Source organism: Paenibacillus sp. FSL L8-0644 (genome assembly GCF_038008165.1).
GTDB classification, from domain to species: domain Bacteria; phylum Bacillota; class Bacilli; order Paenibacillales; family Paenibacillaceae; genus Paenibacillus; species Paenibacillus polymyxa_D.
The window spans coordinates 709,591-732,191 of record NZ_JBBOYN010000001.1 but is presented as its reverse complement, the minus strand read 5'-3'; the positions used below and the strand labels follow the sequence as shown (position 1 = coordinate 732,191).

Below are 22,601 nucleotides of genomic sequence, written 5' to 3'. Positions count from 1 at the left end.
CCCGATTTGTTATTTGATCGAACCTACCATGACACCCTTTTCGAAATACTTCTGGAAGAATGGATACATGACAATCAAAGGCAAACTTGATATGACAATGGCAGAGTACTTAATCATTTCAGACAATTTCTTAAGCTCCGCTTGTGCCATCGCATCGGCAATCATGCCGGGCTGAACCTGATTCTGTATCAAAATGGAGCGCAGTACTAGTTGAAGCGGAAACAGCTTCGGATCATCCAGATAAATCATGGCGTCGAAATAAGAATTCCACTGTCCGACAAAAGCGTATAAAGCTAGAACAAAAATAATAGGCTTGGAAAGCGGCAGGACGATTTTAAAGAAAATACTGAGCTCGGAAGCTCCGTCTATACTCGCCGCCTGGAACAGTTCTTTCGGAAGTCCCTGGAAATAAGTCTTTGCCAGAATAATATTGAATACGCTGATCGAGCCGGGCAGAATAATGGCCCAGACCGTATTCAACATGCCTAAATCCTTAATCACCAGATAGGTAGGAATCAGACCGCCACCGAAAAACATCGTTATCAGGAAAAAGATCATAATGGACCGTTTCCCTACCAACTCTTCAACCGCAAGCGGATAAGCCGCGAAGACGGAAAATAATACGGTTGCGAACGCAAAGGCTGCTGAATAAAAAATAGCATTAAAAAAACCGCGGATCATGGCACTGTTGCTTAGGATTTTGGCATATCCCGTGAGTGTCCAGTCTGATGATGTAATGGCAAACCCTTTGGTAATCAGGGTATTTGGAGTTAAAAAGGACGAAAGCACCACATAAACCAGCGGTAACAGAATAGCGAGAACAAACAAACCAAGTAGAATATAATTGATGATGAGCAGAATCCGGTCCTTCCCGGTGTAATGAATATCCATAAATACCTCCTTCTTTAATACAGCCCTTCTCCTTCGTTCAGCTTCTTGACGACGGTATTTACGAAAATCAACAGGAATACATTAATTACGGAATTGAACAACCCGATTGCCGTAGAATAAGCATAATCGCCGGATTGCAACCCCACCTTGTATACGTAAGTCGCGATGATTTCCGAGGTAGGTGTGTTCAGAGCCGTCTGCATTAGGTAAGCCTTTTCATAGCCGATCGACATAATACCTCCTGCAGCGAGAATGAACAGGACGGCCATGACGGGTTTAAGAGCTGGCAGATCAATGTGGAAGATTCTCTTCATCAATGAAGCACCATCAATTGTTGCAGCGTCATGCAACTGCGGGTCCACATTGGCTAAGGTGGCCACATAAATGATAGAGGACCAGCCCGCTGTTTGCCATATACCAGACAAAATATATACCGTTCGGAAATAGGCAGGATCAGTCATAAAAGCAATCGGCTTGCCGGTGAAGGTTGTTACCAAAGCGTTCACTATTCCAGCTGGCGATAGAAAAACAAACAGCATACCGGCAACAACAACAACCGAGATGAAGTTAGGTGCGTATACAATAAGCTGAATATTCTTCTTGAACTTCGCTCCTCTGACCAGATTTAGCATTAAGGCCAGAATGATGGGTACTGGGAAGCCGAGAATAAGACCGTAAGCGCTTAATTTAAGCGTATTCATTAATATGTCATAAAAATTTGGTGATGAAAGAAACCGCTGAAAATGTTCAAATCCAACCCATTCGCTGCCGAGGATGCCTTTTCTTGGGCTGAAATTTTTAAACGCAATGATCGAGCCGTACATGGGAACATACTTGAAAATGACGGTAAGAATTATGGACGGAAGCAGAAACAAATACAATATATAATTTCGAAGCATATAGCTTAACCAATGGTTTCTTTTTTTTGTTTCTGAAGCCTTTAATCCCCTTTTTTGAACGATCGAATTTGCCAATATTTTCCCTCCTACTGTTCACGGCTTGTTATACGACACAAAATATAAGCCATGTTATGTCATCTCTCTGACATAATTAACCAAGATGTTTTTCAAATACTTGCTTGTAATATCCACACCTCCAACAGAACGAGAATTTTACACATTCCCAAAATGAATGGGCTTACAATTTACATTTGAACATATTTCACTCTTACAATTTATCAGATGTACATTTAATTAGTCAATATAATTCGGGTGAAAAATTCATTCAAAAAGCGTATTTCAAGATAATTATAATGTTTTTAGCAAAAATACATCAAAAATACACAATATAAATAAACAAACGTAAACCTTTATTGTTCATTTGAATAAATACATTGTTAAAAACATGAAAATACTATATATTTAGAAATATGAAGAATCTTAATTCGGAGAATAAGGTGAACAATATGACGAGAAAGTCAAAGGTTACGATACAAGATATCGCTGATGCCTTGGGAATTTCCAGAAACACTGCATCCAAGGCGCTTAATGGAGTGGAGAGTATTCCCACCGTTACTAGGGACAAGGTGGTCAAAAAAGCAATGGAGCTTAAATACAAACAATTTTCTTATATGGAAACAGCTTCTGAAAAACAAGGCAATATCGCACTTTTGACCTGTAATCTTCCTAATAGCTCACACTTTGGATCTTTGTTGATCAGCGGACTGGAGAAGGAAATCAGCAAACAGGGCTATACTTTATCCATTTATTTTGTCCGTGAGAATGATATCAATTCGATGACCCTACCCGGCAATTTTGAACCTTCGAATGTGGCTGGCATTTTCTGCATCGAAATGTTCAGCAAGGAATACAGCAAGCTGATCACAGATCTTTGCATCCCAACCATTTTTATTGATTGCGCTGCGGATATGATGTATCCAGAATTGAAGGCGGATCTGGTATTAATGGAAAATGAACACAGCACATACTGTGTTACCCGGAAATTAATCGATCATGGCTATGAAAGCTTCGGTTTTGTAGGCGATTACAATCACTGCAAAAGCTTCAATGAACGCTGGACCGGATTTAATAGGGCTTTAGCAGAAGCAGGAATCGCCGTAGATCCTGCCCATAGCATTGTAGCGCCTGACCGCAACTTCTTTATAGAGGAGAACTGGATGGAACAGCAGTTGGATGCTCTGAGGGAGTGTCCCTCCGTCTTTATTTGCGCCAATGATTTCATTGCCATCAACGTGATCAAATCTTTAAAAAACAAAGGGATTAAAGTCCCAGAAGATGTTGCTGTCTGCGGGTTCGATGATGCTTCGGAATCCCGGGTTGTCGAGCCTCATCTTACAACCGTGCATATTTACAGTAGTCAGATGGGTATTATTTCAGCCGAAATGTTATTGTCCAGAATCAAAGACAATACCATGCCATACCGAGTGACTCATGTTGCAACGGATATCGTATACCGGGACTCGACCCCTGTTCTAAACTAAATCTACCAAGAGGTGAATCAAAGTGAAAAATGACAGAACGGTTCTTTGTGTGGGCGAGTTGCTCATTGATTTTTTCTGCACGGATATTGATGTTAATCTTGCCAAGGGTCAGCATTTCTCCAAGCAGGCTGGCGGTGCTCCGGCAAATGTAAGCGCAGCCGTAGCCAAACTCGGAGGAAAAGCGTCATTCTTGGGGAAAATCGGTGCTGATCCCTTCGGTATCTACCTGAAGCAAACGCTGGAGGAGCAGCATGTGGATACTTCCATGCTTCTTTTTGATCCGGAAACACCGACTACACTGGCCTTTGTTTCCCTTGCCGCTAACGGCGAACGAGATTTCGTATTCAACCGCGGAGCTGACCGTCAGCTGTCTCTGCAGGACATTGATAGAGAATGGACTCGACAGGCTGCCATTCTGCATTTTGGCTCGGCAACGGCCTTGCTCGCCGATCCTTTCCGGGAAGCGTATTTGTCTTTATTGGACGAAGCGAAAGCCAATGGGCAATTTACCTCCTTTGATCCCAATTACCGGGGGGACCTCTGGAAAGATAGGCTGGAGGAGTTTATAACATTGTCCAGAAGAGGAATACACAATGCGGATTTCGTAAAGGTAAGCGAAGAGGAATTAAATATCATTACGGGGCTGACTGACCGCAATGCTTCATTGGATCTTTTGCATGGGTTGGGAGCCAAAACGGTGGCAGTTACCTTGGGGAAAGAAGGTACTCTCATCTCAAGCGGTACCTCCCGTTCGCTAATCAGCAGTATTACTGTTAAATCGATCGATTCTACCGGTGCCGGTGATGCCTTCGTCGGAGCTATGCTGTATCAAATCAGCCAGCTGAGTCAGCCCAAGGCATTTACCTCCGATTGGGAGCAACAGCAGGAATTTATAACACTTGCCAATCAAGTCGGCGCTATCGTGTGCACTAAAGTTGGAGCGATTGCAGCCTTGCCATCGTTGGAAGAAGTTAAGCATTTCATAGAGCAACAGGGTGAAACAAAAATCGAACTGTAAGAACAGCAAAGGTGTCCCGACGATCCTAGGGTCGCTGGACACCTTTTTAGTTATTCCTTGGAAAGTGAAGTGAGGAAACTAAATCATATCAAGGGAGTTTAATCAAAAGGAAACTACTACTATCCTATGTAGTAGCTCCTTGTATTTAAGACAGACCAAAATATTTTCGATTGCCGATAATATTCCATTTTTATTTGACTCAGATGTTTTCATAAAACATTTTAATTCACATTGCTGTGCTTATTGTAGGTAGTGATTTGAAGCTTTAACAACTGTATTTAGTGTTTCACTTCTTGTACATTGTGGATCAAATAAAACAGGAAATAAATCCTCCATGCCTCTCAGGTGATCTCGTTCTAAATACTCTGATCGAATTAGTCCATCTTCGGCAAACACAAAGAAAACCTGGTTGTAGGCAGAAATTCCTCCTGAAAATGCTGGTTCCATAAAGGTATCGACGATAATGGGCTTCTTTTTACCCATTTGTTATAACTCTAAAATAATGAACTCAACACTTTCATCAAAGACCGAAGAACCATTGACTCCATCGTTCCCACAACCTAAGAAAAACCACTCCCAATCGATAAAGTGACTTAAAATTGCCGGATGGTCCTGAGGGTTAGCTTTGCCCTGATAATCAAAGGTATGGTCATCAGAAGAATAATACTCCCCACTTGGAGGCTTTCGTCTTAGTCATAGTGCTTTTTACCGCCGTAAGGCCCCCGCCACAAATCCAAGCAAATGTGATTTAGATAAAGCCTTAATACTCGATCTGAAATTTTCAAAGTACATCATTCCCCTGTCTAAAAATTGTTTCTTACAAGGGGAAAAGTCTCATTCTGAAAGCACTACAGTAATTTCTCATCATCCATATTCATTAATAATGCCCCCATCGTTAAGTTATGTTTGGTTTATTCGATTCCGTCCCACATTCCACACAAAGTCTATCCATACCTAAAGCTCTTTTCCCTTGGCTCCTACAAATCCATTTCATTTTATCCTATTCGTTCCCTTGGCCTCGTGGTTTATCATCATTTATTATTCACCATTTCTTTTGATTTTTTATATTCTCGTTGCACATAATAATAAATCCGTCCAAATCGGCATGCCAAATCACCACAAGCAACATCTGGTGCTTGCAGCATGGACATCTCAACGGGTCTTGTTCATATGTCTCTATCACTCAGTCTCTATCACTCGCTGGCGATACGAAAAGCGAAAGAAGCTCGACGCTTTCCTGGCCAGCAAGAAATTGATTTTCCTAACCTGACAGAAGTAAGCTGAAGCTGCATGAACACAATAACAAATCCGCCTTTTGCCAAAAGCCCCTCTACGCCAAGCGAAGGGGCTTTTCTACAGGATAGAACTAAAAATCAGAGCTTACTTTCCACCTATTTCGTCGCATTTCATCCGTTGGAGGAGTCTCTAACGTAAGCTTTGAACCATCCTCGGATATGGTCAAAGCCCTATTATGATAAACTGAGATAATGACAACCGAACCATCCCTATTTTTGTGGACAATCCACCGCTGATTATTGTAGCCCAAATAAGAATAGAGCTGAATTTTATTGTGCTCCGCGTCCAGATCCAGCGCCTGTCCGGAGGTCGTTCGGATGGAATAGGAACCTGCATCATCTCCGGTCGGCACAAACACCCATTTTTGATCCGAGGCTTCATTTGCATCCTGTACACTAACTGCTTCGCCATTTGCCAGGCGGGCTGTATATATGGATTTTTGGAATGCTACGTTCACGAGGCTTGATACCCTCAACTTGGCCGGTTTCCCTCCTGTCACATTTACATTCTGATAAGAGACAGAGCCGCCAAAGACATGAAGTCCGAAATGACCTTCGGCAAAGGTCCCATCCTTCAGATCCATTATTTTCAGTCCTCCCATATGTACCACGATATGCGGGCCTTCCGCTTGAATCTTTATTTTATAGGTTTGGCCTCGCTGGATGAAGGCCGGGACTTTCGCCAGAACCTGTCGTTCCTCGAATCGTCCATCTATTTTGTAGAACAGGCGAATAGACTTCATGTTAGGATCTAGATTCAGGTAGTAGCCGCTGTGCCCATCCTCGCTTGCACGGAACAGGAGTGAACCAGCCCCGCCGGACGTGCCAAGCTTCAGTTCAGCTTCATAAGTAAAATCCCCAGCCTGCTCCTGGGCCATATAATTCGCGTCGCTTGAGTATCTTCCACGAATTCCATCCTTGCTGAGTACCCATGAAGCCATTGACGGATCTGGGGTCCAGCCGCTGAGACTGGTATGAAACTCGCCGCCAGAGACTTTTACAAGAAGGCTGGCGGATGCCTTTCCATTCGGGGTGGATACAGTAATGACGGACTCGCCCTCTTTTTTGGCCATAAGAGTTGCCTGAGAAGCGCCGGCTCCCTTTATGCCTACCACCTTGGCATTACTGGATTTCCACTCCAGCGGGTGAACACCATTGCCAGGCCCATTCTCCACTGCCGCCCGCAGCGTTTCGCTTTGCCCTATCCCTAGTTCACGGTCACCCGTGTCCATTGCAATCCGTAGTGGCGAATCGTTATCCGAATTCCACACTGATCCAAGCTTGTTTACCGACAGAGAAACAATCTTCACATTGCCACCCTGATTATAGAAGCTCATCTCCCTACTGGCCGGATCAGGAAATATGACCTCGGAGAAAACCACCTTGCCTCCATTAGCGAAGACCTCAACAGAGGATTCATCCACCAAAATCCGCATCTGGATCCGCTTGTTCTCGGCTTTCATCCCCGTTTCATGTCTTGTGGTAAACAGATTGGAGAAATCCGTAGCTCCGGAAGCAGAGCGATCCACGAACAATTTACTTTCGCCTGGCTTATAACCCACCACAGTCTTCTGATTCGCACCTTCACGTAGATTAAAACCAAACTCTGTTACGTTACTTCCAGCCGGAATCTCCAGTTCGGCTTCAATCTCATATGCTCCAGAAACAAGTCCCTTCAGCAGGTTTGGAGAAGATGGATTGATCATCTTGTCAGTTACAGAGAACAGCCTGCTGCGCAGATGTTCCATCTCCTTGATCGGACCCTGGGCGAGACGGAGTCCGTCGGGGGTCATGACCAGAGCAACCTCTCTCGGAACAGTCAGTCCCCCCTTCCAGCCCGAAGTCGGAAAAGCGAACGGATAATCCCAGTTGGACATCCACGCCAACATCACTCTGCGCCCATCCGTCATGTCCGAGAAAGACATGGATGCATAATACTCCTTGCCAAAATCCGTTCTCAGCACCTTTCCTGCCGGATTGTCATTTACGAATTTCCCCTCTGCAGTCAGACTTCCCACAAAATATTCAGAATCCGATCCTCCTGTTGCCGAATTCGCCCCTGTACTGATCATGAGAACCCACTTCTTCTCTGACGTTTCCTGCACGACCAGTGGGAACAGGTCAGGGCATTCCCACACACCGCCACGAACATAATCTCCATAACCCCAATTGTCGGTCAACGTCCAGTCCAGCAAATTAGCCGATGTAAAGAACCGGATATGATCACCACCGGACACTACCATGACCCAGCGATTATGCTCGTCATCGCGAATCACCTTAGGGTCGCGGAAATCCCATCCCCCCGGTTCTTCCCCGTTCTTGCCGGGGTTCTCAACCACGATCGGACGATTCTTGGCATAATGCCACGTACGCCCCTGATCCTTGCTGTAAGCAAGGCCAATGCGCTGGTTGCCATTAGGACCATCTGGGTTATAGGAAGTATAATAGGCGATCAGACCTTTGCCGCCCGAATCCGTAAATAAGCCTGAAGTATTCGTTACATCCGCCACAGCAGATCCGGACCAGATATGCCCGTAATCATTCCACGGAAGTGCAATCGGCAGACGTTTCCAGCTCAGCATATCCTTGCTGACGGCATGGGCCCATGTGCCTCCATCCTGATGGAAAAGATGGTATTCACCTTCGAAATAGACCAACCCGTTCGGGTCACTGGCGTACCCACGGATCGGTGTATAATGATACTGGGGACGATAGGTTTCAGTATAATAATTATTAGACTCCGTGACATAAGCATCCTGAAAGTAAGCGCTTCCCTTTTTCACAACAAGACCGGCGTTTCCTGTTGAATACGAATGATCCGTTACATCGATTGCTGGTGGAGTATAACCGTCCACGAAAACTTGAATCCGGTTACCCATTGCCTTTACTTCCACATAATGCTTCGCCCCCGCTAAGCTCGGATAAGGTCGCTCTGAGCCTGCAATTGCAGTTCCATCCGCTTTCGTCAGCGATACGCGGACCTGCTCTCCTTCCTTCACCAGAGTAGCTTCATATCCACGTGTTCCATCGGTAGAGGACCGGAAAGCTAGAGCGGCAGCAGCATCGGAGCGGAAAACGATTGTTCCTTCATATACAAAGTCAGCAGCTTGCCTGCTATAGATTTGCTGAGCCTTGCTCTGGTTCACAGACGTTCCTTTTTGGCCGCTGAGGTCAGGCTGCCACTGTCCTTTTTTCACAAGTACCAAACCCAGATTCCCTTTCAGATCGCTAACGGTTATGTTTTGGAACAAGGCTGACCCATCCCAGACGTGAAGTCCAAGGCGGCCAGATCGGTATGAACTGTCTTGAACATCAATCACAGGCTTATATTGAGTTCCCCAATATACTTTCAGCGAGGCCCCTTCAGCTTTTACCTTGAGATGATAGATCTCCCCTTTCTTGAGCGAAACCGGATGCTCTTCATTTAATTTACCTGCTCCACTGCCCACATCTTTTAAACGGATAATACCGGACTGCGGTGCAATTTGAAGCATATACGAATTCAATCCGTCTTCATTGGAACGGAAGAGCAAAGAAGCATCCGCTTGCATATCCTTGATCATAACATCGGCTTCATACAGGAAATCATCTGCTATTGTTTCTGAGATGGCCATCACGTCCTCCTGCGGATCAGATGTCAGCAGGAGCCCTTCTGCGGCATCTCCCCACTTGCCATTTCCTTTTACCTGCCATCCTGTCAAATTTGTATTTAGATTTATAACGTTTTCAAAAATAGAAAGACCCTCCTTTTCCGATTTTCCTGTGTTACCTTCCGCCCGTGCAGCCCAGCCGGTATCAGGACTAGCGGCGTAAACTCCAGATGAAGTCATAATAATAGCCATCACCATGAGGATGTGCAGCACAGCTTTGAATTTCTTTTTCATCGATTACCCTCCATTTCTACTCTACGGAATAATCATCTTCTACCAAAAAAGTAGAAGGCGGCCAGTTACAGCACAGTAACTGGCCGGAATAGCATATTAAATTTGTTATAAAATATATAGAGCTTGAACTTGTGATTTCTATTTTAGGATTTGAACGAGACTATTGGGAATGTTCAAACTCCGACTCCCCTCTCTCTTTCCCTTTTTGTTAATTTTCAATAATATCCGAGCCCGGTGGAACACTATACTCATCCTTATGCTCCAAGATGGCACTTAAATTGAAATAACCGTTCAGGTTCCGGAGCACAACCTACCGGTTCAGCGGGAAAATCAGCAGCAGCTGCATAACGCCGCCCAAAAAATTTTGTGAGTTGACAAAAGTAAAATGACACGGGTTTATGGACCAGCAATATAGAAGGCTTCCATATCTAATGCGATATGGTTCAACGGCAGCTCGTGGTCCTTTTTCTCATCTGGCTTCAATGGCCTTCAAGGCGTCCCTATGTTAACGAATTCATCTTCAGAATGCCGTCTGGTCAGCATTTGTCCACTCTTCGGATATACAAGTATATGTATAATTTCACCTTCCGAATAAACACTAACACCGCCCCCCCCGTACCTACGATATATTACAAGCAGTAGGAATCCTTACGCAGCACCCCATTTAAATCTCGCTATAAACTGCTGCATTGACATCGGTTTCCCAGCCAACGGGAACGGCAAGACCCGCCGCAGAATACTCAGTGTTTGTAATTTTCGACCCCGTCTTAGGAGTTGTGTAGCGAATCTGTAATTTGGCTATCCGGCGGAAAAGCTCAATAAAATCACAGCCGGTTATACAGAGCTCATTTTAGTTTACCTCCATCCTTACCCTCAAAATACTTATACTTGTGCATTTAATTGTTCATCAAGTTTACATTTATAATCAATATTTATAAACATTAATTTATATAACCAAAAGTATAGCGCTTTCAAAAATAAAAAGCAATGAAAATCCCACTCACTCTGTTACTTGTTTAAGTTTATATATTTCCTTGATAGCAAACCCTCACGAGAAGGGGTCTAGCTCTCTTTCTTTTCTTAGAAGAACACCGATTTATCCTAATAGTATAGAATCTTTTTTATCTAACTCTTACTACAAAAAAGGCAAAGAGTAGTGTAGTATAAGAGGGGAATGTTTATTAGAAGTATGCAAGATCAAAGAATTGTTTTCAAGCTAAAAACCACATTCACATTTACATTTGAATAAATTTTTGTTTATCATTTAAGATTTTATGAAGCAGGATAAAAAGGAGCTTATTATGGCTGAGAAAGTAACGGTTCAAGACATCGCGGATGCAATGGGGCTGTCTCGAAATACCATATCCAAAGCCCTCAACAACCATCCGCAAATTCCAGAGGGCACAAAAAAGAGAGTAATCCAAAAAGCAGCGGAGATGAAATACAAAAACTACAGTTTTATGAATGGAGGCAATATTGCTCTTCTTACACGAGGGGACATTAACGCCATCAGCTTCTACTCTGAAACGATTAAAGGAATGGAAACCTCCCTGCGCGCTGAAGGCTTTAATCTGATCTTATCTCTTGTCAATCCTGAGGATATCCATTCATGCACACTGCCCTCCAATATTAACCAATCAAATGTGAACGGAATTGTTTGTATTGAGATCTTCCAAGAAGCCTATATTGAAACTATTCTAAACACGGGCATTCCAACGGTATTTATCGATTTTTTGCCAGAGTCGTTGAACTCTCCACACAAATTCGACATCCTCTTGATGGAGAATCACCGCACGACATACAATCTTACTCGTTCTCTCATTGGACGCGGCCATTCGGAGATTGGATTTATCGGAGACCACAATCACTGTCGAAGCTTCTATGAGCGTTGGCTTGGTTACGATCAAGCCCTCCGGATGCATCGCGCTTCATCTGGAGAGACGTTCAGCATCAAGCTTGAGGACAACAATCCTTATCTATCTGTTGAGTGGATGCTTGAACAGTTGAAGCAGCTTCCAAAGCTTCCGACAGCATTTGTTTGTGCCAACGATGATATTGGAATTTCGGTTATTCGTGCGCTAAAGGAGTTGCACATCGATGTTCCTGGACAAATCGAGGTAACAGGTTTTGACGATATTGCTAATGCCAAGATTATCGATCCTCCGCTCACGACCGTACATACTTATCCGTACGGACTCGGTACACGCGTCGTTGAGTCCTTGTTGGCTCGATTGGAGCAGCCGGATCGACGGAATGAGACCATTCATCTTGAGACATGCATCGTTCATAGAGGCTCCACGAAGTCTTCCTAATCAAGTTGTATGTAACAAAGATACAGGGAACCATTTTTATTCAGAGCATATACACTGTTATTTTTAAGCAAGGTAAGATGAATAAGATTTTCAGATACCAAGGTAGTATGAATGAGAGAGATAGCAAAACTAAAAAATTAATCTTTCTCACATTCTTATGTTTTATTTTTTTGCTCCTTATAGTTAATAATCATAGTGTACTTCTATCATTACAATATAGACATAAATAAATAAGAAATTGAATCAGCACTTTGATTTTCAATGATATTCCTCCAAATAAGTTATGTTTTTCGCGTTAATTAAGTTTTGATGTGTAATGAATTTTTCAGATGAGTAAGCGCCCGAACTGTAGAAGGTATTTTGGTAACTAAATTAAAATGAGTTAAGAGAAGCATTTAGCGTAGATCTCATTTTTAAAAAGACGAAAAACCTCTTCACAATTCAGCCCTATCTCCTTTCTAATTATTGCATTTGCGTAAAGTTAGGCTTATAAGTAGCAGTTTATACTTAAATGAATCTGATATAAATAATACGTTTATATTAGATTTTCTTAAAAGATATATTTAAAAATAAATTGTCCTTATGTCGCATAATACAAATAATTTTTTTATTTATAGAAATAGCTATAACTGTATTCAATGAAAAAAGGTAGGTTCGCAATTGAACCTACCTATTCGGAGAAATTACATATTATTTACTTTCTTATCCTACTTAAGACTCCGAGCCCATCATTCTCCTGGCTTCTTTTAGTATTGAACCTGTTGTACTCATTAGCCATCCCAAAGAATCAGTAGTACCACAATACTCAATAACATCAGCGCATTTTAATTGTCAGGAGAAAATAACGTTCTAGACTAAAAAATAAAGTGTTAGACTCAGCAAATAAAGTTGTAGACTGAGAAAATAGAGAGACTGACGATGCTTCATTAAGCTAACGGACAGATAGGTTAACCATGAGATTTCAATAACTAGTATGGTTGTAGCATTGTAAAAAATATTGATCCCTCATAAGGGGGGAGTGATTTATTATTGAGTCTTTATGTTAAAATTACTATATGGATTGTGAATAAATGTACTTGAATTAATGCAGCAGATTAGTAATGGTATATTATACCATGTGGATTATATGGAGGTTGCTGTAATGTTTGAAAGTATATGTGTTTCTAGTGATTGCGATTTAGGGACAATAGCAGAGAAAGCAATTTTTTATGATAAGGTAAAAATAATCGTCAATGAGAATCTGTTAAATCGTTTGTTTTCACAAGTCCATCCCGCTGAATTTATTCCATTTTTAGAAGAACACAAAGAAAATATTGAATTAGTTTATTTCTGGGTTGTACCAGTTACTAGAACTTTCCACCACGATGATAAAACAGAAATAATGTTTACCTCAATGGATGAAGATGATGTAGACCCATACTTAGATTACTTGTGGGAAAAAGGTGGGTTGAATAGTCCTAATGGGCATTTTACAGACTTACCTTTGGCAAGAAAACTTTACAGATTAATGAGTAGAGATGATATTTATTTTGAAACAACAAAAAAGTATGCAGAAGAAATGGAATCTGAAGAACAAATCATAAATTACTTAGAAAATTTCCTTATAAAGACCAATCCTTTACTTTTAAAGAAACTTCCAAAAGATATTAAGTTAAAATTACACATCATAGAAGATGATGCTCTTTTAAAAAGATATGAATTAGAACATAATATTAGTAAAGAGATAATTGACCCTCTCTCATTTCTAGGAAGTTATTTTTCGACTTTTTCTAGCTTTGAAGTATGGTCAAAGCACTCATCGGATTTCCAATTAAGCCCATCATCTTCTATCTTAATTGCGAACAGATTTGATTCCCTTTATAACAAAATCGTTAGTGGAAGTAATAGTATAGAAACATTTAATAATTTTGTACTGAAAACTGGAAATGTTAGAGGAGTTTTGAATTCCGGGGAAAAGACTTTTTCAGAGTATATATCTATATATGAAAATAGTAGAAAATTCAAGGAGTTTATTGGTGATTTACCCCCAGAAGCTAATTTAATACAGGAATACTTTAATGCTAATAATGCAAATACTTGGGCTGAGAAATTACCATCTAAAACAATCAGGTTGGGCTGTTTACAGGTGCAGGTTTACTTAATACAGTAGGTGGCTCAGGAGCTGGCACTTTATTAGGAATAGGATCGTAGTGGCCATCCTCGTCTGGCTGTTTAACTGCATCAATTATAATATCTCCCATTCATTGATTATGAAATGGAGTTAAAATTCCTTAAGGACATGCTAAAGACAAAAACTTATATCGTTAAAACAAGAAAAGCCGCCATTTTGGCGACTTATCTATCTGAATATATTTATTTTTTCATTTTACAGCTAAGAATTTTTCTTGTAGTTACTATACATCCTTCTAGTAACTCTTATTTAATTTATCATCAACGATCTTTTATCTATTTATACTGTTACTCATTTTGATAAATTGATTTTCAGGTTCGATATTCGATAGTAACCTTTGCAAACGCTGGAGTCCAATGACTAGTTCCAGTTGATCCAGCGACGAGGATAAAGAAACTCGCAGAAACTGATCCCCGTTATCTTTCCTTGTTAAGAAACGTGCCGAGTGATAAATATGAATTCCATAATCCATAGCCTTATTTTCCAGTTCTTTTAGTTGGTAATGATGAGATAATGGTAACCATCTATAGAAGCTGAGTGGATTCTCAGTTTGCGTGTACTGATGAAAATAACTCTGGTATAGCTTGCTCCGTTCCAAGGCGATTGCCCGCTTTTGCCTGATGATTTCTTCAGCGATTCCTGAATGTATCATTTCAGTTATGATCTCTGCATTAAGTGAAGACGTTTTAATATTCACGTTGAATACCCCGTAATGCATCTTTTCCTTTAGTAACTCTGTGCATGTCATATACGCTACCCTCAATCCTGAACTGAGCGATTTCGAAGTACTCAGAATATACACAAAGTGATCCGGAACGAAGTGAGAAACCGGCAAAAAACCGCTAGGAGACAAAAATGAATAGATATCATCTTCAATTAAAATGATTCCATGTTGATTGATGATCTTGGCTAGATTTTGTCTACGCTCCATGTCCATGACGATCGCCGTAGGGTTATGACAGGATGGAATGAGATAAATTCCTTTAATATGATTAGTATTACAAGACTTCTCCAAACTTTCTGGAAGCATGCCACTTGTATCTCCATCTATAGGCACAAGTTGAATATTCAGAAGGTTTGCTAGTTCAATAAAGTTAGGATAGGTGTGTATATCTACGGCAATTTTGTCGCCTGGATGAAACAGGGACATTAGTGTTAGAGCAAGTGCATTCTGTGCGCCGGAAACAATCATGATGTTCTTTGCCTCGGCTTCCATTCCAAACTGATGCATCCATGTTCTTGCTGCGGTTTGATGATAGGGAATTCCAAGCGGGTGCCTATAATCCAGCAGGGTCGTCAGATAATCTTTACTCGCAACTTGTTTAACCATTTCAGCTACCTGGTCATTGCAATGATCTAACGGCTGTATAATCCCCATTTCGATATACTGGTTGCGTTCTACATGCTCTTCGAGAAAAATAGCGTTACGAACATGAGGCGTTACAAAAGTCCCTCTACCTGTTACAGCATAAATCAGCCCTTTGACTTCACATATCTTGAAAGCACGCGTAATTGTGCTCAGATTCACATCCAGATAATCTGCCAGTTCACGTTGAGGCGGCAGCTTAGTATTCGGTGCCAGAAATCCATTGATAATGTCATACTCCAGTAGACTGGCAATAGAGCGGTAAATAGGTGAACTAAGCTTTTTGCGAACCGGTGTCCAACTCATCGGATAATTTTCAAACGAATTCACAGGCATAAGCATCCTCCAAAGATTGTCTTACATACAATTTTAACATTGTAGCCATACAATATATAGTGTTACAGTGGTGCATATCAGTCAACAAACTATCAGCAGGGAGGGCAAAAAAGATGAAATATTATGTCGTAGATGCATTTGCACAGAAGGTTTTTGAGGGGAATCCTGCAGGTGTATGCATTATGGAGAACTGGATTTCGAATGACTTGATGCAGCACATCGCAATAGAAAATAACCTTTCCGAAACTGCTTTTGCTGTTAAAGAAGGAGATCATTACCGTCTAAGATGGTTTACGCCCGCAGAAGAAATTGAGCTTTGTGGTCATGCCACCCTAGCTACCGCTTATGTCATAGCCAATTTTTATGAACCTGGTTCGGAGCACTTTACGTTCCACAGTCTAGGCGGAGAATTGACTGTCATTAAAAAGGGCGAGTTATATGAGATGGACTTCCCAAGCCGGATGCCGGCGTTGGCCACATTAACTCCTGATATGGTAGAGGCTCTTGGCGTTACCCCAGTGGAGACATATCTAAGCAGAGATCTGATGTTTGTACTGGAGACTGAGGATCAGGTTCGGGACCTGAAACCGGACTTCTCCAAGTTAAAGAGCTTAGCGGATGGGTTAGGAGTGACGGTAACGGCTAAAGGCTCTAATTATGATTTTGTATCTAGGAGCTTTTTCCCTAAGCTGAATGTAAATGAAGATCCCGTTTGCGGTTCAGCACACTGTAACTTGATTCCATACTGGGAAGAGCGCTTGGGTAAGCAGGAAATGGTAGCAAAGCAATGGTCTTCACGTGGAGGTATACTTTACTGCCAACTGCAAAAAGAAAGAGTGAAAATCAGCGGAACGGCAGTCCTGTACTCCATAGCTGAATTACAAATCAATTAACCACCTTGTGAAAACATGATGCAATCTAATATAAATAAAGGTCTAATCTTACTGTTTACCGCCACGTTATTCTGGGCTGGAAATTACATCTGTGGTCGATATCTTGGTCCAACTCTACCAGCAACACTTCTTAATACGATACGCTGGTTTCTTTCAGCTATCATTCTGTGGGGATTGGTGAAATTCAGACAACAACAGCTTCCGCTCTTTTCGAAATGGAAAGAGTTCTCTGTACTTGGATTTCTGGGTATATTTGCTTTTTCTACGCTTAATTATGAGGGACTGAAGTTGATTAGTGCTTCCAGAGCGGGTATGATTTCAGCGATTATTCCGATCCTTATTCTCATTTGCACACCTCTGATATTGAAAGAGAAAGTTAAACCTCTGGCATGGATTGGGTCAGCGGTATCGATTGTCGGGATTATTATATTATTTCAAGGTAAAGCCTCTAACTCAGCCGGCGACACATCAGTTACAGGGGATATAATGATACTTCTGTCATGTGTGGCCTGGAGTCTCTACACGGTGCAAGGAAAGAAATATGGAGAGTCTACAGGCCCGCTGACCCTAACCGCTGGAGCTGCTGTATATGGAAGCATATTTAGTGCCATTAGCTGTATAGGCAACGTAAATGTTGATACCATACACATGAACTCTACGGCATGGGTGTGCATTCTGTACGTAAGCACGTTTGCTTCCGTAGCAGCCTATTTTGCCTGGAATGTAGGGGTTAAACTGATTGGTGCTTCTAGAGCAGCCCCCTTTATTAACCTACTTCCCGTGTGGACTGTGATTCTAGGTATTGTTTTACTCGGAGAACATGTGTCCTTTATGTCTTTTGTAGGTGGCCTCATTGCACTCATGGGTGCAGTTTTGGCAAGTATCAAATAATGTTTATTATTGTTCATCTTAATAGTAACAAAAAAAATCAAGTTCTTGTCCTCAGAGGAGGGAAAAGAACTTGATTTTTTCGTTAAAACAATAAAACCCTAAAATGTCGACATTTCCTGAATTCCTATTTGAAAAATAGATTGGTCTTCAAAAAAATTAATTTAATTCAATACTTGCATAATACTCTTAGGGAAAGTTTCTTCTGCTTCTGCTCTTTTCTCATATATATTGTACCAAGCCTCCGCTACCTGGTCTGGATCAAAACCCGTGCCCTTCTTGATCAAAGGACTGATGGATAAATGACCAACAAATACCCCCATAGGAAGCAAACGTTCGTGCAAAGTAAGGATGTAGTTTCTCAATCCAGACATGGCTATCCCTGAATTTCCGAACATGGCGCTTGGACTCATGGCTGAAAGGTCGCTTGTGAAAAGAAGCGCACCCTCACCTCGTTCAATCATTTCTGGAATGACTTGTCTTGCAGAGTTGATGGCTCCGATGACCACATTATTGAAAATTTGAATAACGCTCTCATCTGTCGTATCCAGCACAGGTGTCACAGAGGCATTTCCATTATGAGGACTAAATTCTAAAACATTTATTGTACCATAATTATTTTTAATTTGTTGAAATGCACTAGTTAGCTGCATTTTGTTTGTGATATCGGCAGCAAACCCCTTTGCTTCAATCCCCATCTGATTTAGCTGCTGAGCATATTGATCGAGCTTCTCCTGTGTTCTTGAAATCAGAGCAATACGAAACCCGTGCTTCCCAAAAGTCTTGGCCAGTGAGAAACCAAGACCAGGCCCAGCACCAACTATAACCATTGTCTTCATTGAATCATTCTCCTCTTATTAAGACGTAGTCCACTTTGTGATACAACTTTTTTGTGAAATGGACTAGTCGAAAGTATTGAAACTTATTTCGTGATTCTCGCCAAGCAGAATACTATGCTGCTTGGCGGGAACTCTGGAACCAGTATCCTAATTATGATTCAACAACAAATTCGCTGTTCAGTTGGATCGCATTGGCAATGTTCCAGCGGTTAGGAGATGTACGTAAGACGGTTTCATGAATTCGATTCCATTGCTCTTGCGTCCCGTCGCCATTCACAACCACTTTATAATGGAGTTCTTCATATCCAGGTTTAATATTCTCATCCAGACCCAGGAAGCCGCGAAGATCCAATTGTCCTTTCGTTTCAATCCTCAACGATTTCAAGTGGACATTCTCTAAAGAAGCTGCTGCAACATACCCAACAATCATACAAGCGTTCAGTGCTGCCATGAGAAACTCTTGTGGGTTAGCAGCTTGGTTCTCACCTAATAACTCAGCTGGTTCATCGATTAAAATCTCAAAATCCCTCTCAAGCTGTTGCTCACCAAGCTTCATTTCCTTAACGGACGTGGCTGACTTTGTCCCCCCAGTCCACTCCGTTGTCACTTGAAATTTCGCTATCCCATCGTTTGAATTCTGCTCTACAGCTCCTGCAAACTGTTTCAGAGCGCCTATGTTGAGTCCGTTAATAGTTTCGAGATTATTGTTGTTCATTGGATATCTCCTCATCTTTCTTTCCTTTTATAAATAGCAATAGACTATACAAAACTACCTACTAGAAGGTAGTTTTGTATCATGCTTAAATTCGGATTAAAACATCTTTCTTCGATATCAAATCAATTTAATCCAATACCGCTCTTATATGTTCAGTTGTGACTGCCCAGTGTGAAGTTGCCCAGTATTTTGCTTTATCCTTTATTAAAATAATTTGTGGGGATTCATGTTTAACGTTTAAATCTTCTGCAATCTTATTCGATATAGGACGGGACTCGATCACTTTCACAAGAAAGTAGTCCGTTTTGCGATTAGGCATCTCTTTCAGATATTGTTCAAATTCCTTAAGGGCATTTGCGCTGACGGGACAAGATGTACTGTGCTTTAAAACAACTTGACCTCGTTCCATGGATTCTTCAAAAATAGTAGCCCAATCCTCCAAAGTCGTAACTTCTCTCCATTCCATCTTCAGTTACCTCCTTCCAAATAAATGTACTATTAGTTGTATATGCCATGAAAATTATTCAATTGATAATTTGAATAATAAATTAGTTCATTAATTCAGTCAAGCACTTTTTTACGTGAGAAGAGAACGGAATCCTATGAACCATGTTCCTAGATTGTTTTGGTGAAAAAGCCGCCATTCAGGCGGCTTACGAAGCGGTTTTATTCTTATCCTACAACATGATCTGTTCCTTCCACTCTAGGATTCGCTGTTAAGAGATGATATGATAGCATAGCTCACCGTTTATCAAGAACGTATATTCCCTATTTCAACTGCATGTTGCAGAAATTGCTCGATTTCTTCCTGAGATTTACGCATCTTATTGACATAACGGGTAAGCTCTTCACCGCCAGCGAAGGCGACAAAGCTTGGAATACCCATAATGTTTTGTTCTTCACTGACAGTGCCTACATGATCAACATCCACCTCGACCAGATTCAAATCATTTGCAAATTTATCTTCCACTTCAGGCATGAATGGATCAATAAACTTGCAGTCACCACACCAGTCTGCTTTAAAAACAGCGACCGTGAGTTTTGAAGAGTTAATTGCTGCATCAAACTCAGATTTCGATGAAATTTTTTTCATGTTCTTTGCTCCTCTTCAAAAATGATTTACCATTGTAATTGGTGTTCTTCAATATAGTTGCTTGTCACATCATCTCCGGAGTCAATCGTTACTTTCCCCTCGGTATCAACAGGAACCCCTGCTTTTATAAGCAATTGACCGATATGGCAGTCTTTTTCAGCTTGTAGAATCAAGGCTTCTGCCATAGTGATATCCTCATTGGAGGATCCCGAGGATAACACAACGTGCGGACGATGTGTGATACTTAGATGATCGCCTTTCGTTATATTGCCCTCGGTATCCATAAAGAGTCCGGTAACGGGTACTTTCTTGCGATCGAGCATGTATGCCAGTGTCATCGTATAACAAGCGACAGCTGAGGACATGAGGAGTTGCTGGGGTTCAGCCCCTTCTCCACTTCCTCCTTTAGGTGCAGGGATAGCAATTTGGGTTTGTAATTTGTCACTCTTTATACGACCATCGCCTTTTGCATCTTTGTACCAAACCGTATTCATATTAATTTTTTGATCTGCCATTTAAATCTACTCCTTTTGAATATGTTATTTTATACTATAGCTGCTTAAACGCAACTGCTTGAAACTTTGATACATTCGTTTTACTTCTGGAATACCTCAAGTGATTATTGTTCCAAAGAATCGATGAACTTTTCGCTATCCATGGCTGCCATGGCCCCACTTCCAGCAGCAGTAATAGCTTGACGATAGCGATGATCCTGTACATCTCCACAAGCAAATACACCTGAGATGTTTGTCATGGATGTACCCGGTACTGTTACAATATAGCCGTTTTCATCCGTTTCAATTTGATTATTCAAAAATTCAGTATTCGGATGGTGGCCAATAGCTACAAAAACACCATGTGCAGGCAGGATTTCCTCTTCGCCCGAGATATTGTTTTGGACTTTTAATCCTGTTACGCCATTTGGTTCTGCAACAACTTCGAGGGGTGTCTTGTTAAACGCCCACTCAATTTTAGGGTTCGAGCGTGCGCGATCTTGCATTATTTTTGAGGCTCTCAATTCCTCTCGACGATGGACAACAGTCACTTTAGAGGCAAATCGCGTTAAGAAGCTTGCTTCTTCCAACGCAGTATCACCACCTCCCACCACAATCAGCTCCTTATTCCGAAAGAAAAATCCATCACACGTAGCACAAGTGCTCACTCCACGCCCTACGTTATCCGCTTCTCCAGGTATGCCTAAATATTTCGCGCTAGCACCGGTAGAGATGATCAACGTTTCAGTAACAACCTCACCTTTGCCTTGCACTTGTAATCTAAACGGCCGTTTCTCAAGATCTACTATTTCTACCCAACCGGTTAAAAATGTAGCTCCAAAACGCTCTGCTTGTTTCCGCATGTTATCCATTAATTCAGGGCCCATGATGCCTTCAGGAAATCCTGGGTAATTTTCGATTTCGGTTGTAGTTGTAAGCTGTCCACCTGGTTCAGGTCCTTCAATAACGAGAGGACTCATATTTGCACGAGCCAGGTAGATCGCTGCAGTTAGCCCGGCTGGACCAGTTCCAACAATTACGGATTTATACATTCTCTACCCCTCCAAAGTTTATGGCATTTCATTTAATATTCAATTGAATAATTGAATTGTATCATTGTATTATCTTTTCGTCAACACGTCAGTTAAAGTTTAGTAATATGTCTATACATTTATTTGAAATGATCTTGAGAAAGACTTTAGCTCGGGAGGGTATAGATTAGAAATGTGGAAGACTAACTAACATACATAAATTTGAGAAAAAGCCGACAAAGCAATATTGCAGTGTCGGCTTTTACAAGAGAATTGATTTTTCATATGGGTTAAATTGCATTTTTCAAACAATATTGACCATTCTTAGAATGCGCTATAAATACGAATTTCGGGGTCAGCTTGAAGCAAATCTTTCAGACCAACGACAACATCCTTGTTGAATAGATCACTTTCCAGATAGGCTTTAGCGTCAGATTCACTACTGAAGCCGTGCAGAACTTGAACGTCTTCCTCACGTACTAGTAATTCTTTTGACAAAGCACCAGCGATCTTTGAAAGAAAAGGCTCTTTAAAGGTTGTATAAACATTAGCTGCTGCCTCGCGTTCGGATACATTCACTTTCAATGTAATTTGAAGATAAGCTTTTTGCATAGGATTTGTACCTCCAGTTTTTTTTATATGATCAATAAATCAAATGATCAATCAATCAATTGAATCTTATACAATAAACTTCTAGTCGTCAAGTCAATATCTGATATTTTAATCTCTAGCAGATGGCTATGTTCATAATTTTGTCAACTATTTAATTCCTAGTAATTTGATCAAATTACATTATTTCTACTTGACTATACTGAGGTACATGTTAAAATTCTATTAATCAATTGAATGACTTAACACTTCTTTTTTTGAGGAGCAAAGTCAACTTTTGAATATGGAAGTTAGATAATATCATTGAACACATTGCTTTCGGAAAAC

General features: G+C 41.2%; 18 protein-coding genes. 6 read left to right on the top strand and 12 right to left on the bottom strand.

Features of this window, described 5'->3' with window-relative positions; translation table 11 throughout:
* Positions 1-9: 9 nt before the first annotated feature.
* Both NSS94_RS03365 and NSS94_RS03360 read right to left on the bottom strand, forming a co-directional pair.
* Entirely contained in the window at positions 10-891 is an 882-nt protein-coding gene (locus tag NSS94_RS03365; RefSeq protein WP_029515923.1) for a carbohydrate ABC transporter permease, read from the bottom strand.
* Positions 892-905: 14 nt separating this feature from the next.
* Positions 906-1,790, bottom strand: a complete 885-nt coding sequence (locus tag NSS94_RS03360; RefSeq protein WP_230584986.1) for an ABC transporter permease — start codon at positions 1,788-1,790, stop codon at positions 906-908.
* 506 nt (positions 1,791-2,296) lie between these two features.
* Between NSS94_RS03360 and NSS94_RS03355 the strand changes: the two genes are divergently transcribed.
* Positions 2,297-3,331: a LacI family DNA-binding transcriptional regulator gene (locus tag NSS94_RS03355; protein WP_029515925.1), complete on the top strand. Its 1,035-nt coding sequence runs from the start codon at positions 2,297-2,299 to the stop codon at positions 3,329-3,331.
* 22 nt (positions 3,332-3,353) lie between these two features.
* Positions 3,354-4,349: a carbohydrate kinase family protein gene (locus NSS94_RS03350; RefSeq protein WP_029515926.1), complete on the top strand. Its 996-nt coding sequence runs from the start codon at positions 3,354-3,356 to the stop codon at positions 4,347-4,349.
* Between the two features lie 240 nt (positions 4,350-4,589).
* On the opposite strand, the gene NSS94_RS03345 is transcribed toward NSS94_RS03350, so the two are convergent.
* Both NSS94_RS03345 and NSS94_RS03340 read right to left on the bottom strand, forming a co-directional pair.
* The gene (locus tag NSS94_RS03345; RefSeq protein WP_341038646.1) at positions 4,590-4,832 is read right to left on the bottom strand and encodes a hypothetical protein; all 243 of its coding nucleotides are present in this window, start codon (positions 4,830-4,832) and stop codon (positions 4,590-4,592) included.
* An 883-nt stretch (positions 4,833-5,715) separates the two neighbouring features.
* Positions 5,716-9,528 carry a GH32 C-terminal domain-containing protein gene (locus tag NSS94_RS03340; RefSeq protein WP_341038644.1) on the bottom strand — a complete coding sequence of 1,271 codons (3,813 nt, stop codon included), beginning with the start codon at positions 9,526-9,528 and terminating at the stop codon, positions 5,716-5,718.
* Positions 9,529-10,829: 1,301 nt separating this feature from the next.
* Here NSS94_RS03340 and NSS94_RS03335 point away from each other — a divergent pair.
* Both NSS94_RS03335 and NSS94_RS03330 read left to right on the top strand, forming a co-directional pair.
* Positions 10,830-11,840, top strand: a complete 1,011-nt coding sequence (locus NSS94_RS03335) for a LacI family DNA-binding transcriptional regulator (protein ID WP_029515929.1) — start codon at positions 10,830-10,832, stop codon at positions 11,838-11,840.
* A gap of 1,141 nt (positions 11,841-12,981) precedes the next feature.
* Positions 12,982-13,989 carry a hypothetical protein gene (locus NSS94_RS03330; protein ID WP_340931276.1) on the top strand — a complete coding sequence of 336 codons (1,008 nt, stop codon included), beginning with the start codon at positions 12,982-12,984 and terminating at the stop codon, positions 13,987-13,989.
* Between the two features lie 292 nt (positions 13,990-14,281).
* On the opposite strand, the gene NSS94_RS03325 is transcribed toward NSS94_RS03330, so the two are convergent.
* Positions 14,282-15,712: an aminotransferase-like domain-containing protein gene (locus NSS94_RS03325; RefSeq protein ID WP_340954078.1), complete on the bottom strand. Its 1,431-nt coding sequence runs from the start codon at positions 15,710-15,712 to the stop codon at positions 14,282-14,284.
* 113 nt (positions 15,713-15,825) lie between these two features.
* Here NSS94_RS03325 and NSS94_RS03320 point away from each other — a divergent pair, with 113 nt between their 5' ends.
* Together NSS94_RS03320 and NSS94_RS03315 are read left to right on the top strand one after the other, a co-directional pair.
* Entirely contained in the window at positions 15,826-16,605 is a 780-nt protein-coding gene (locus NSS94_RS03320; protein ID WP_340954076.1) for a PhzF family phenazine biosynthesis protein, read from the top strand.
* Between the two features lie 15 nt (positions 16,606-16,620).
* Entirely contained in the window at positions 16,621-17,496 is an 876-nt protein-coding gene (locus tag NSS94_RS03315; protein ID WP_340954075.1) for a DMT family transporter, read from the top strand.
* Positions 17,497-17,657: 161 nt separating this feature from the next.
* On the opposite strand, the gene NSS94_RS03310 is transcribed toward NSS94_RS03315, so the two are convergent.
* The 7 genes from NSS94_RS03310 to NSS94_RS03280 form a co-directional block, all read right to left on the bottom strand.
* A complete protein-coding gene (locus tag NSS94_RS03310; protein WP_340954074.1) occupies positions 17,658-18,332 on the bottom strand; it encodes an SDR family NAD(P)-dependent oxidoreductase in 675 nt (224 codons plus the stop codon).
* Positions 18,333-18,483: 151 nt separating this feature from the next.
* Complete coding sequence (locus tag NSS94_RS03305) at positions 18,484-19,047, bottom strand: OsmC family protein (protein WP_340954073.1); 564 nt, start codon at positions 19,045-19,047, stop codon at positions 18,484-18,486.
* A gap of 127 nt (positions 19,048-19,174) precedes the next feature.
* A complete protein-coding gene (ytxJ, locus tag NSS94_RS03300) occupies positions 19,175-19,513 on the bottom strand; it encodes a bacillithiol system redox-active protein YtxJ (RefSeq protein ID WP_340954072.1) in 339 nt (112 codons plus the stop codon).
* Between the two features lie 285 nt (positions 19,514-19,798).
* Positions 19,799-20,140 (bottom strand): thioredoxin family protein, encoded by a 342-nt coding sequence (locus NSS94_RS03295; RefSeq protein ID WP_340954071.1) that lies wholly within the window; start codon positions 20,138-20,140, stop codon positions 19,799-19,801.
* Between the two features lie 26 nt (positions 20,141-20,166).
* On the bottom strand, positions 20,167-20,655 hold the full coding sequence (locus NSS94_RS03290) for an OsmC family protein (protein ID WP_340954070.1): 489 nt from the start codon (positions 20,653-20,655) through the stop codon (positions 20,167-20,169).
* Between the two features lie 104 nt (positions 20,656-20,759).
* Positions 20,760-21,686 (bottom strand): thioredoxin-disulfide reductase, encoded by a 927-nt coding sequence (gene trxB, locus NSS94_RS03285; RefSeq protein ID WP_340954068.1) that lies wholly within the window; start codon positions 21,684-21,686, stop codon positions 20,760-20,762.
* Positions 21,687-21,989: 303 nt separating this feature from the next.
* Positions 21,990-22,277 carry a hypothetical protein gene (locus tag NSS94_RS03280; protein ID WP_340954066.1) on the bottom strand — a complete coding sequence of 96 codons (288 nt, stop codon included), beginning with the start codon at positions 22,275-22,277 and terminating at the stop codon, positions 21,990-21,992.
* Positions 22,278-22,601: the final 324 nt, after the last annotated feature.